This is a genomic window from Spongiactinospora gelatinilytica (assembly GCF_003236385.1).
GTDB lineage: Bacteria > Actinomycetota > Actinomycetes > Streptosporangiales > Streptosporangiaceae > Spongiactinospora > Spongiactinospora gelatinilytica.
Window position 1 is genome coordinate 1 of the sequence record NZ_POUA01000258.1, and the last position, 11436, is coordinate 11436.

Annotated in this window: 18 protein-coding genes and 1 pseudogene; 7 read left to right on the forward strand and 12 right to left on the reverse strand. The window is 69.4% G+C overall.

Annotated elements, in window-relative coordinates; all coding sequences use genetic code 11:
* Together C1I98_RS26760 and C1I98_RS26765 are read right to left on the reverse strand one after the other, a co-directional pair.
* A partial coding sequence (locus tag C1I98_RS26760; RefSeq protein WP_146607650.1) for an SDR family NAD(P)-dependent oxidoreductase occupies positions 1-201 on the reverse strand: 201 nt, incomplete at its 3' end.
* A gap of 44 nt (positions 202-245) precedes the next feature.
* Positions 246-1061 (reverse strand): PIG-L family deacetylase, encoded by an 816-nt coding sequence (locus C1I98_RS26765; protein ID WP_111170193.1) that lies wholly within the window; start codon positions 1059-1061, stop codon positions 246-248.
* Positions 1062-1155: 94 nt separating this feature from the next.
* On the opposite strand from C1I98_RS26765, the gene pip reads away from it, so the two are divergent.
* Complete coding sequence (gene pip / locus C1I98_RS26770; RefSeq protein WP_111170194.1) at positions 1156-2106, forward strand: prolyl aminopeptidase; 951 nt, start codon at positions 1156-1158, stop codon at positions 2104-2106.
* Positions 2107-2140: 34 nt separating this feature from the next.
* Here pip and C1I98_RS26775 read toward each other — a convergent pair whose 3' ends face one another.
* Positions 2141-2635: a phospholipase A2 gene (locus tag C1I98_RS26775; RefSeq protein ID WP_158558195.1), complete on the reverse strand. Its 495-nt coding sequence runs from the start codon at positions 2633-2635 to the stop codon at positions 2141-2143.
* A 181-nt stretch (positions 2636-2816) separates the two neighbouring features.
* Here C1I98_RS26775 and C1I98_RS26780 point away from each other — a divergent pair, with 181 nt between their 5' ends.
* Positions 2817-3443: a helix-turn-helix domain-containing protein gene (locus C1I98_RS26780; RefSeq protein WP_111170196.1), complete on the forward strand. Its 627-nt coding sequence runs from the start codon at positions 2817-2819 to the stop codon at positions 3441-3443.
* Between the two features lie 6 nt (positions 3444-3449).
* On the opposite strand, the gene C1I98_RS26785 is transcribed toward C1I98_RS26780, so the two are convergent.
* Entirely contained in the window at positions 3450-3806 is a 357-nt protein-coding gene (locus C1I98_RS26785) for a DUF952 domain-containing protein (protein WP_111170197.1), read from the reverse strand.
* Between the two features lie 106 nt (positions 3807-3912).
* Between C1I98_RS26785 and C1I98_RS26790 the strand changes: the two genes are divergently transcribed.
* Positions 3913-4368, forward strand: a complete 456-nt coding sequence (locus C1I98_RS26790) for a MerR family transcriptional regulator (protein WP_111170198.1) — start codon at positions 3913-3915, stop codon at positions 4366-4368.
* On the forward strand, positions 4289-4603 hold the full coding sequence (gene trxA / locus C1I98_RS26795) for a thioredoxin (protein WP_111170199.1): 315 nt from the start codon (positions 4289-4291) through the stop codon (positions 4601-4603). The genes C1I98_RS26790 and trxA overlap by 80 nt, the downstream gene beginning before the upstream one ends.
* 118 nt (positions 4604-4721) lie before the next feature.
* On the opposite strand, the gene C1I98_RS26800 is transcribed toward trxA, so the two are convergent.
* Positions 4722-5156, reverse strand: coding sequence for a CBS domain-containing protein (locus tag C1I98_RS26800; RefSeq protein ID WP_111170200.1), 435 nt, complete (start codon positions 5154-5156; stop codon positions 4722-4724).
* A gap of 87 nt (positions 5157-5243) precedes the next feature.
* On the opposite strand from C1I98_RS26800, the gene C1I98_RS26805 reads away from it, so the two are divergent.
* Positions 5244-6110 (forward strand): SAM-dependent methyltransferase, encoded by an 867-nt coding sequence (locus tag C1I98_RS26805; protein ID WP_233508209.1) that lies wholly within the window; start codon positions 5244-5246, stop codon positions 6108-6110.
* 390 nt (positions 6111-6500) lie between these two features.
* Positions 6501-6839, forward strand: a complete 339-nt coding sequence (locus C1I98_RS26810; RefSeq protein WP_111170202.1) for a histone-like nucleoid-structuring protein Lsr2 — start codon at positions 6501-6503, stop codon at positions 6837-6839.
* A 202-nt stretch (positions 6840-7041) separates the two neighbouring features.
* Here the strand turns inward: C1I98_RS26810 and C1I98_RS26815 are convergent, their stop codons facing one another.
* The 7 genes and pseudogenes from C1I98_RS26815 to C1I98_RS26845 form a co-directional block, all read right to left on the reverse strand.
* Positions 7042-7272, reverse strand: coding sequence for a hypothetical protein (locus C1I98_RS26815; RefSeq protein ID WP_306461924.1), 231 nt, complete (start codon positions 7270-7272; stop codon positions 7042-7044).
* A gap of 74 nt (positions 7273-7346) precedes the next feature.
* Positions 7347-7973, reverse strand: a complete 627-nt coding sequence (locus C1I98_RS26820; RefSeq protein WP_111170203.1) for an ATP-dependent Clp protease proteolytic subunit — start codon at positions 7971-7973, stop codon at positions 7347-7349.
* 13 nt (positions 7974-7986) lie between these two features.
* Positions 7987-8637: an ATP-dependent Clp protease proteolytic subunit gene (locus C1I98_RS26825; protein ID WP_111170204.1), complete on the reverse strand. Its 651-nt coding sequence runs from the start codon at positions 8635-8637 to the stop codon at positions 7987-7989.
* A 197-nt stretch (positions 8638-8834) separates the two neighbouring features.
* The gene (locus C1I98_RS44370) at positions 8835-9017 is read right to left on the reverse strand and encodes an SDR family NAD(P)-dependent oxidoreductase (RefSeq protein WP_233508210.1); all 183 of its coding nucleotides are present in this window, start codon (positions 9015-9017) and stop codon (positions 8835-8837) included.
* A complete protein-coding gene (locus C1I98_RS26835) occupies positions 9014-9799 on the reverse strand; it encodes a VTC domain-containing protein (protein WP_111170205.1) in 786 nt (261 codons plus the stop codon). The genes C1I98_RS44370 and C1I98_RS26835 overlap by 4 nt, the downstream gene beginning before the upstream one ends.
* Positions 9796-10368 (reverse strand): DUF4956 domain-containing protein, encoded by a 573-nt coding sequence (locus tag C1I98_RS26840; RefSeq protein WP_111170206.1) that lies wholly within the window; start codon positions 10366-10368, stop codon positions 9796-9798. The genes C1I98_RS26835 and C1I98_RS26840 overlap by 4 nt, the downstream gene beginning before the upstream one ends.
* 248 nt (positions 10369-10616) lie before the next feature.
* A pseudogene (locus C1I98_RS26845) lies at positions 10617-11105 on the reverse strand (glycoside hydrolase family 172 protein); the annotation flags it as partial.
* A 4-nt stretch (positions 11106-11109) separates the two neighbouring features.
* On the opposite strand from C1I98_RS26845, the gene C1I98_RS26850 reads away from it, so the two are divergent.
* Positions 11110-11436 (forward strand): substrate-binding domain-containing protein (locus C1I98_RS26850; RefSeq protein WP_199537240.1); only part of this gene is annotated, 327 nt, incomplete at its 3' end.

Below are 11436 nucleotides of genomic sequence, written 5' to 3' on the forward strand. Positions count from 1 at the left end.
GCCCGGCACGGCCACGTCACAGTGCAGGTAGGCCGCCGCGCCCCCGGCGGCCACGATGTCCCGCGTCACCCGCTCCCCCGCCTCGTCGGCGATGTCGCACAGCAGGACCCGCGCGCCCTCCTCGGCCAGTCGCCTGGCGGTGGCCGCGCCGATCCCGGACGCCGCCCCGGTGACGAACGCGACGCTCCTTTCGAACCTCATGCCTCCGTCGTTCCCCCGAGCGACGACGCCGTCACCATGTCTGGTCAGCGAAGGCCGGCGAAGAGGTCGTCCTCGTGGTCGGGGGCGGCGGCGACGCGGTTGTACTGCCGGATGAACGCCTCGGCGCCGAGGGCGTGCTGCTGGAACTCCTCGGGCAGTGCCAGCAGGAACACGCTGTCGCTCTGGCTCTGGTGCGCCTTCAGCGCCTTGACCTTGCGTTCCACGTACGCCGAGGCGTCCACGACGGTGGTGATCAGCTCGTCGGGGGTGCCGAAGTCGTCGGGGAACTCCTCTTCCATCGGCATCCCGGCGGCGCGCATGTGCTCGATCATCTTCTTGATGCCCGAACGCGGCATCGCCCCGTAGTAGAGCTTGTCGGGAATCTGGGTCGCCTCGGTGGCGGCCACCGCGATGCGGTGGGCCTGGATGTGGTCGGGGTGGCCATAGCCGCCGTTCTCGTCGTAGGTGACCACGACCTGCGGCCGGTACTGCCGCATCAGCTCGGCCAGCCGCGCGGCGGCGGTCTCCACCGGCACGTTCGCGAAGGCCCGGGGGTCGTCGTTGGCCTCCCAGCCCACCATGCCCGAGTCGCGGTAGCCCAGCGTTTCCAGGTGCGCGATGTTCAGGTGAGAGATCGACTCGCGGAGTTCGGTCAGCCGTAGCGCGGCGACCGCCTCGGGGTCGTGTCCGGGTTCGCCCGGCTTCACCCCGCCGGGCGCGTCGCCCTGTTCACCGTTGGTGCAGGTCACCAGGACCGTGCGGATGCCTTCCTCGGCAGCGCGGAGCAGGACGCCGCCGGTGCTCAGCACCTCGTCGTCCGGGTGCGCATGTACCGCCATCAATGTCAATTCATGATCCATATTGTTTCCTCCCCGAATGACCCTACATATCGGGAGACGGGTCCGCGTCGCGCGAACGCCGCAGGGTGCGCCGCGTGGAGTATGACTGGAAATCATGGACTTCAAGACGTTCTATCCGCCCGTCGAACCGCACGACTCCGGACTGCTCGACGTCGGCGGGGGCGACACGATCCACTGGGAGATCTGCGGCGACCCCGCGGGCAAGCCCGCCCTCTTCCTGCACGGCGGTCCCGGCGGCGGGGTACTGCCCGACCATCGCAGGCTGTTCGACCCGGCGGCGTACCGGATCGTACTGTTCGACCAGCGCAACTGCGGGCGGAGCCGGCCGCATGCAGGCGACGCCGACACCTCGCTGGCGGCCAACACCACCCCGAACCTGGTCGCGGACATCGAAAGGCTGCGCGAACACCTCGGTATCGACCGCTGGCTGGTACTCGGCGGATCGTGGGGCAGCACGCTGGCGCTCGCCTATGCCCAGAGCCACCCCGAGCGGGTCACCGAGCTGGTGCTGCGCGGGATCTACCTGGCCAGGCCGTCGGATGAGGTGTGGTCCTTCACCGGCACCGGCGCGGCGCGGCTGTTCCCCAAGGAGTGGGCGGCCTTTCGCGACCTGATCCCGGAGGCCGAGCGCGACGACCTGCTCGCCGCGTACGGCAGGCGGCTCTTCGACCCCGACCCCGAGGTGCACCTCCCGGCCGCCCGCGCCTGGACCGGGTGGGAGCTTTCGGCCAACACCCTGCTCCCGGTGCCCGACCCTGCGCTCGACGACCGGACCGTACTCGGCTTCGCCCGCATCGAGCAGCACTACTTCAGCAACGACTGTTTCCTCGGCGACGGCCTGCTGGCCGGCATCGATCGGATCAGGCACATCCCGACCGTGATCGTGAACGGCCGCTACGACATGAAGACGCCCCTGGAACAGGCCTGGGACCTGCACCTGGCCTGGCCGGAGGCGGAACTGCACATCGTCGAGAACGCCGGGCACGCCGGATCGGAACCCGGCACCCTGCACCACACGATCGCCGCCACCGACCGCTTCCGCTGACGCATGGCGTGACGGATCAGTCGAAGTAGGCGAATCAGTCGAAGTAGGCGAACCGGCCGAACAGCCGCACCGCGTCGTACAGCACACGGGCCTGGTCGCGGCACCAGTCGGCGCCGCCGTGCCGGTCGCGGCAGATGGCCCGCATCTCGGTCAGGAAGCGGGAGTCGATCCACTTCCGGCCGTCTTCCTCCGGCCACAGGGCGAGCCCGCCCCGGCCGTAGTTGCGGTAGCCGAAGTCGTGCTGTTCGCACGCCTGGCGGAACCGCCTGGCCTGGCGCGGCGGCGTCGCGGTGCAGCCGTCGGTGGTCCAGTCGAACGGCTCGGCCTGCGGCTGCTCGGCGAAGTCGGCGTATCCGAGGTTCATGATCAGGTCGGCGGTCTCCCTGACCGACAGCGCGGACGCGCCGGGCGCCGGCAGGGCGAGGCCGAGCACGAGGGCCATGGCGGTGGTCACCATTCCGGCTGCCACCGCCCGAGTGGTCACCACCCCGGCGGCCACCGCCCGGATGCTGGACAGAGGTCGACGCATCGCGATGCTCCCTTGGTCGGCGATGGTGCTTCTTGTTGCGATCAGGGTGCTTCGCGGGGGCCGGGAACACACGCGACTTGGCATGGACACGCCAGCCGTCGACGTTTTGATACTGTAACTTTACGTGGTCTAGAACTACCCTGTGTAGTGGTCGGATGGTTGATCACTGGGGAGGGTCTTCGTGGACGGCACGCGGATATCCGGCAACGGCAGGCGGGCGGCGGCCCTCGTCTCCGCCCGCCCGCCGTCCCAAGTGGTGATGGGGTCCGCCCCGGTGGGCATCCTGATCAACCGGCTGGCCACCACGACCCGGCACGAGCTGCTGAGCATCGGCGCGCCGCTGCCGCGCGTCATGCTGCCCGGGGCCGTGGTGCGGCTGATCGCCGTCCCGCGGGAGCTCGCGGGCGGCGGCGAGCGCTACGAAGGCGCGGAGGTCCGGCTGATCGACCCGCTGCCGTTCCGGATGGCCGTCTTCGACCGGGGGGCCGCCCTGCTGCCGCTCGACCTCGAGTCCTTCCACAACGGCGTGCTGCTGGTGCGCGACCCGGTCGTGGTGCGCATGCTGGCCGGCGCCCACCAGGTGTGCTGGGAGCTGTCCGGCCGGGCCTCGCCGCTGGACGAGCCGCCCCCGCACCTCCAGCCGGTGCTGTCGTCACTGCTCGACGGGCTGACCGACCAGGCGGCCAGCATGCGCCTCGGCATGTCGCTGCGCACCTACAGCCGCCGGGTCACCGAGATCCTGGCCGCGCTCGGCACCACCAGCCGCTTCCACGCGGGCGTGCAGGCCGTCCGCCGGGGCTGGGCCTGAGCCGGGTCACTCCGTGGCGGGCGGCGGCGGGAAACGGCCGTCGGGCCCCTTGGCGTACGGCAGGGCCCGCACCACCGCGTCGGTGTTCAGCGGCCCGTAGATGTGCGGAAACCTGTCCGGCCGGTCCGGCACGCTCTCGTACCTCACCTGCGGCCCCACCTTGTCCTCGTCGATGACCAGCAGCACCAGGTCGTCCGCGGCACCGTAGAAGGCGTCGGCCACCCCGGCCACCTGCCCGGCCGTGCTCGCGTGGACGAACCCGACCTCCGCCAGCGACAGCCCCAGTGTGGAAACCGTGTACTCCCCCGCGCGCAGCGCCCGCTCCCACTCCGGCCGGGAGGCAATGTGATAGATCAATCGCATTCTTCGATTGTGACGGGATGAAACGGGCATGCCACACGCCTTGACATTGACATCCATGTCAAGGCTTACCGTGCTGGAAGCCACGGATCAGGGAGGGGGCCGCCCGATGCGGATCGGGGAGCTGGCCGAGCGTACCGGGGTGAGCACGCGTTCGCTGCGCTACTACGAGCAGCAGGGGCTGATCACGGCCCGCCGCACGGCCAACGGCTACCGGGAGTACGATGAATCGGACGTCCGGCTGGTGGCGGAGATTCGCGCGCTGCTGGCGGCCGGGTTCGCGCTGGAGGACGCCCGGCCGTTCGTCAACTGCCTGCGCGCGGGCCATCCGGCGGGCGACGCGTGCCCGGAGTCGGTCACCGTCTACCGGCGCAAGCTCGCCGAGATCGACGCGGAGATCCACGACCTGATCAGGCGCAGAGCCGATGTGGCCGACCAACTGGCGCGGGCCTGTCCTGGCTGCGCCCTGACCAGGGAGCACAGTAATGATCACGTTGACCACGGAGAACTTCGACGAGCAGGTCCTCGGCGCGGACAAGCCGGTCCTCGTCGAGTTCTGGGCTGAGTGGTGCGGCCCGTGCAAAATGGTCGCGCCGGTGCTGGAGCAGATCGAGGCGGAGTACGGTGACCGCATGACCATCGCCAAGCTCAACGGCGACGACCACCCGGAGATCGTGCGCCGCTACGGGGTGATGGGTTTCCCCACGATGAACCTTTACCGTGACGGCGAGGTGGTCCGGCAGATCGTGGGCGCCAAGCCCAAGCGCCTGCTGGTGGCCGACCTTGAAGGCCACATCTGAAGCCCTCGTCGAAGGGGCACCGCAAGGCCGAAGAGCCGCCCGCCGTACGGCGGGCGGCTCTTCGGCGCTCACCGCGTCGCATCGGGCGCGGTGCCTCGTGCGGCGGGCCGTGCCGGGCTCATCCGTGGGCGTAGACCCGGTGGACGAACTCCGCGAGTTTGTTGTCCGGGAGTTCCTTGGCGAGGTCGGCCTCGCTGACCATCCCCACGATCCGGCGTTCATCGATCACCGGGACCCGCTTGATCTGGTGCTCGGCCATCGTCGCGAGCGCCTCCTCGATGCTGCTGTGGGCCTCCACCCACACCAGCCCGGCGGCGAGTTCGCCCGCTTCGGTCCGGTCGAGGTCCTTGCCCTCGGCACAGCACTTGATCACGATGTCCCTGTCGGTGATGATGCCCCTGAGCCGATCGTCGTCCCCGCAGATGGGCAGCGCGCCGACGGACAGGTCACGCATCATCCGCGCGGCCGTACGCAGGCTCTCGTGCTCGCCGACGCACTGCGCACCCTGATGCATAACATTCTGGACCGTCTTGCCGGCACTTTCGGTGGTCATCGCTATCCCCCTGGAAGGATCGATTCGCGTTCCCCGGCCCACTACCCAAAACCTCCGGCATCAGCGTATGGATTGGAAGGGATCTAGGTGGACGAGCCCAGCGGCACCCCCGCGCCCCCTGACGGCGACGATATGGACGGCTTACGGCTGCGCACGAAAGGCCGTCTCGATCCCGTCGATCTCCGCACCGACCGGCCGCACCCGGCGCGCGTCTACGACTATCTGCTCGGCGGAAAGGACAACTTTCCTGCCGATCGTTCCGCCGCCGAACGGGGATTGGGCAAAGCCCCGGGTCTGCGTGATCTCGCGCGCGCCAACCGCGCTTTCCTGACCAGGGTGGTGCGGGCGGCGGTCGAGGCCGGAGTTCGGCAATTCATCGACCTCGGCACCGGAATTCCCACCAGCCCCAACGTGCACGAGGTCGCCGGGGGCCACACGCCCGGCGCCCGCGTCGTCTACGTGGACAACGACCCGATCGTGGCCACGCACGCCCGGGCGCTGCTGACCTCGGCGGGCGACACCGCCTTCCTGCTGGCGGACCTGCGCGACACCAAGGCCATCCTGGACTCCCCCGAGACCCGTGCCCTGATCGACTTCGATGAGCCGGTGGCGGTGCTGTGCGTCGCCCTGCTGCACCACATCCCGGACGAGGCCGACCCCCGTGGCATCATCGAGCGTCTGACCGGCGCGGTCGCCCCCGGCAGCCTGCTGGCCCTCTCCCACCTCGGCGCCGACCTCGCCCCGGCCCAGGCGGCGGCCATCTCGGCGGGCGCCGCCCAGGACGGCGTGACGCTGATCCCCCGCGACCGCGAGACGGTGAGCGCGCTCTTCACCGGCCTGGACGTGCTGGAGCCCGGCCTGGTGCCGGTACCGTTGTGGCGGCCGGACACCCCGGTCTGGGACGACGAGGTCGCCCGCACCTGGATCTACGGCGGCATGGCCGTGAAGCCCTGACCGTCACCCTGGGCGTACGCATACACCGCGCCGCGCCGGGTAGCGGGCACGCGAGGTACGAAGAGCCACTGTGCTCCTCGCCCCGATCGCCGGCCGCCCGGCCGAACCCCACCCGGGCCGCCGGCGATCGGGTGACTTCCGGACGGTGTTCCGGAAGTCACGGCGGACGCCCCCGATGGCCGTATCGGCACGGTCCTATCTCTTGTTCTTGTTCTGGTCGGTGATGACCGAGGTATAGGAAACACGGCTTATGCCGAGGCGGTACGGGTAGGCGCACTGACCGGATACCCGTGGGTGCATCGTGTCACAAGTGTAATGGCACACTCCGAGGGTATAGCCGTTCATTGGGTGCTATAGTTCCGGAATCTTACGCCGAGTAGTGGAGGGACTGTGGCGAAGCGAATTGAGCAAATCTTCATAGATGATCTTGATGGTGGTGCGGCTGCCGGTACCACGAAGTTCGGGCTGGACGGCACGGACTACGAGATCGACCTGTCCGAGAAGAACGAGGAGAAGCTGCGTAAGGCTCTCGCCCCGTTCCTCACCGCGGCCCGCCCGGTGCGCCGCGAGCGGCCGGGGCGTGTTCGGCGCGGTGGCATTCGCCCCGCACGGATGAGCCGTGAGCAGTCGGCGGACATTCGCCGCTGGGCCAAGCAGCACGGACTCGCGGTGAGCGAACGTGGCCGGATCCCGTCCACGGTGGTCGAGCAGTACGAGGCCGCCCACTGAGCCGTAGCGCTGAATGACGGAAGCCCCCTCCCGAAGGAGGGGGCTTCCCCGTTGCCGGGCGAAAGAAGCGCCGCGCGCCCGGCGGTAAGTGGCACCGGGCTAAAACCGCCGAAAGGCGAATTACCGCTTCATTGATCAAGGAACCCCGCCGGGGTGAGATTAAGATCACGTTCCCCTTTGCACGGCCCGCCGGACTTGTCGGTCAGGGGCGGTGGGTGGTGTCGCGGCGGTGGTCGGTGTAGGTGTACGGGTCGTCGAGGATCTTGGTCGCGGGAATGTCAGGGTTCATGCCCTTTTCCCATGCTTCCTCCCCCATTGCCGCTCTTAGGTATTCAACGGTGCGCTCGACCTGGGCGCGGACGGCGGCGAGGGCGATGCCGACCAGCCGGTGCGCGTGCTCGACCACCCGCCCGTTGACCGGCACCGTGTGCACGTCGCCGCGCTGGGCCTGGAAAACGACATGGCCGTACGGGTTGAGCAGCGGAAACGCCGCCGGTGGCGGCCGTGTTACGGCCGGCCGGTGGGGGCGGGCCGTCGTTTTCTGGAGGCGATGACGTCGTCGATCAGGCCGTAACCCTTCGCCTCCTCCGGCATCAGGATCTTGTCGCGGTCGAGGTCGGTGGCGACCTTGTTGAGCGGCTGGCCGGTGTGCCGGGCGAGCAGTTCGTTCTGCATGTCGCGCAGCCGCAGCACCTCGCGGGCCTGGATCTCCAGGTCGCTGCCGCTGCCCCGGCCGCCTTCGATCCAGGGCTGGTGGACCAGGATGCGGGAGTGCGGCAGCGCGAACCGCTTGCCCGGCGCCCCGGCGGCCAGCAACACCGCCGCGGCCGAGGCCGCCTGCCCGAGGACGAAGGTCTGCACCTCGGGCCGGATGTACTGCATGGTGTCGTAGATCGCCAGCATCGAGGTGAACGACCCGCCCGGCGAGTCGATGTAGATGCTGATGTCACGGTCGGGGTCCATCGACTCCAGGGTCAGGAGCTGGGCCATGACGTCGTTGGCCGAGGTGTCGTCCACCTGCACGCCGAGGAAGATGATCCGGTCCTCGAACAGCTTGTTGTACGGGCTCGTCTCCTTGACCCCGTAGGTCGTGCGCTCCACGAACGACGGGACCACGTGCCTGCTCTCGAACATGCGCCTCCTCCGATCAGGAACCGTCGGCCGTCAGGTGGGTCGCCCTGGGCACGACCTCGTCGAGTAGGCCGTAGTCCTTGGCCTCCTCGGCGGTGAACCAGCGGTCGCGGTCCCAGTCGGCGCGGATCTGCTCGACCGAGCGGCCGCTGTGGAAGGCGATGCGCTCGGCGAGGGTCTGCTTGACGTAGACCATCTGCTCGGCCTGGATCGCGATGTCGGAGGCGGTGCCGCCGATGCCGCCCGACGGCTGGTGCATCATCACCCGGGTGTAGGGCAGCGAGTGGCGCTTGCCCGCGGCCCCGGCGGTCAGCAGGACCTGCCCCATCGACCCGGCGAAACCGATGGCGACGGTGGCCACGTCATTGGGAATGAACTGCATCATGTCGTAAATGGCCATCCCCGCGGTGACCGAGCCGCCCGGCGAGTTGATGTAGAGAAAGATGTCACGCTGTGGATCTTCGGCGCTCAGCAGCAGCAATTCCGCGCAGATGCGGTTGGCGATCTCGTCGTCCACCTCCTGGCCGAGGAAGACGATGCGCTGCCGGAGCAACCGCTGGTAGGTCTCCTGCGTCAGCATCTGCGCCGGGCGCTCGGTGCTGCGCGCCCGGATGGGCGCGATGTACTCGTGGGCCGCCGGACCTGGGGTGTGCCACGGGGTGTTCATGTGCTTCACCTGCTTCTCACCGTGTGCCGGGTTCAATCGAATCGACGCGCCGGAAGCGCGTGTTCAAAACGCTAACCCCAGGTCCGGCCCCGGCAGGCACTTTTTAGCTGTAGGCCAATCGCGAAATCAAGCTGGAAGTGAATTATGCCGTCGGCTAATTAACCTGTCGCTCATATATCCGAAGATAACGGTCGCCGTCACGACATCTGGATGCGCTGGGCCGTCACGTACCGGGCCTGGTGGGCCCCCGGGTCCCACCGCTTGTACGTCAGCAGGGCGGCGGCCCCCTCGGCCGCCAGCGCCACTGCCACCGCCGCGCCGATTCCCTGGTTGGCCCCCGTGACCAGGGCGACTCGGCCGCTCAACTGTGGATCGATCATCGTTCCATCATGTAGTCGCGCAGGACCCGCCGCCAGCGGCCGGCCGGGGCGTCCCGCAGCAGCGCCACCGCCAGGCAGTACTTGCTGACGCTGATCGGGCGCAGCCCCATCGCGCGCAGCGCCCGGTCGGGCGGCGCGTCGCCGCTTTCGGACTTGGACTCCACCAGCGCGTAATCGCCGCGTGCCGCGAACGCGCGCCGCCCGTCGTGGCAGACCAGCCCGGTGTCGCAGGTCAGCCGTGCCGCACCGGCCCCGTCGACCAGGGTGACCCGCCGGTAGTCGGTGGTCAGAATCGGCAGCAGCGGGTCGGGCAGGGGTGTCCGCAGGCCGCGCAGCACGACGTCGGAGACGAAGTCGCGGTCCTCGGCCGACAGCGCGCGGCCCGCCGCCCGGTGCGGGACGCGGTGCTTGTCGGTGCCGCCCCCACCTCTGGGGCCGCCGCTGAGCTTGACCTCCAGCCAGCGTTCGCCCGAGTCGGCGTAGGCGCGGGTGCGGATCTTGAACCTGCGCCGCCTTCCCTGCCGGTGCTGACGGTAGGTGAGCAGGTCCGGCGTGTCGAAGTAGGTGGAGCTGTAGCGGAACTGCCTGCGCCGGCCGATCTGGAGCACGGCGAAGCGCTCGCCGAGCCGGCCGGCGAGGTCGGCCAGCGCGGCGGCGGGCACCAGGTACTTCCGGTCGATCCTGGACATCAGGCCGGCCGCCTCCGCCAGCCCCACCGGCGGCAGCCCGGCGGCGATCCCGGTGAGCACGACGTCGGCCGGCGTGGCCCGCCCGGCGTTCACCGGGCGGCTCCGAGCCGCGCCGGGGAGTCCTGGTAGCGGACGTTCACCACCATCAGCTCGCGCACGTAGTCGACCTCGGTGACCTCCCAGCGCAGCACCGGCACGCGCAGCCGGTTCTCCAGGTCGGCGACCAGGGAACGGGGGTCGCTGTGCACGCGGTCCAGCGTGACGAGCTGGTGGCGGATGCCTTCGAGCAGCCGGGGGTGGTCGGCGACGTACATCACGCCGAGCAGCACGGCGTCCAGGAACAGGGCGGTCAGCGGCCAGTCCGAGGCGATGCCGTTGACCAGGCCGAGCGCGATGGCGACGAAGTAGTACGCGATCTCGCCCTGGGTGATCTCGTTGGACCGTAACCGGATGATCGACAGCACGCCGAACAGGCCGAAGCCGACCGCGAGGTCCACCCGCTGCGCCTGGAGTAGCGAGACGACGGCGAAGATGCCCACGTTCAGCGCGACGTAGGCGAACAGCAGGTCGCGGCGGTGATGCCGGCGGAAGTACAGGCCGTAGGCCAGCACCGCTATCGCGGCGAGATCCAACAGCAGGCCCACCACGGTCGCCGAACGCACGATGTCCTCCCTGAGTCACTTCGGGCGATTCGATGAACAGCCTCGCCATCGCGCGTGAACTCTGGGTGAGGGGTCGGTGAGGACGCTCTCATGGAGGCGGTTTATGTGGCTTTGCGGCGCCGGGTGCTGTGCTGGAGGTCAGCCCCGGGCGGCTGCGACGAGTGCCCTGAGCCGCCCGGGGTCCCAGCCGGAATCAATCCCGCCGGAAGGACCTATGTATGGTACCGAAGTCCTGATCGGCGCGGACTCTACATGCGGTACGGGCGGCGGCGCGCGGCCGGCGGCGGCTCGAACGGCCGGTGCGGGAGGGTCTGGTACCAGTAGGCCACCGAGCTGACGTCGTCGGAACGCTTGTTGGCGTGCCCGTGCTCGATGGTGACCCTGATCGACTCGGTGAAGGTGATCGGGTCCTCCACATGGAACCGGTAGAGCGAGATGTCACCGCTCCAGTTCGGCCCGCCGGGCAGGGTGACGCCGTGGTAGGGCGCGTGGTGGGTCTGGGGCGGGCACCAGGCGGTGTTGCAGTAATCCTCGGTGCCGGTGCCGTGCAGCGACGGCGGGAACGGCTCGCCGTCGATGAAGATCATGTCGTCGCCCTCGCCGTACCAGTTCCAGTCGCTGGTCTCGCGCAGGTTGCGGACGTTGAACACGCAGCCGACGTAGTGCCCCCGCCCCACGGCGTCGAGGACGACGTAGTTGTCCTCGCCGGTCAGGTTGGTGCCCTCCAGGAGGTACTCGCGGTTGGTCTGCGCGCCCTGCTCGACACCGCCGGTGGGCCGCTCGGAGTTCCACTGGGCCCGGCACGCCGACTACCGCGAGGCGGGCGGGTACGCCGCCATGGCCGCGCTGCTTGACGAGGACGTCCGTCCCGACGCGGTGTTCGCGGCGAACAACCTGATGACCGTGGGGGCGCTGGAGTGCCTGGTCGATCGGGGCAGGTCGGTGCCCGATGAGGTGGGCGTCGTGGGTTTCGACGACATCCCCTGGGCACGCCTGGCCCGGCCGTCCCTCACCACCGTGGGCCAGCCCACGTACGAGATGGGCAAGTCGGCGGCACAGCTCCTGGCC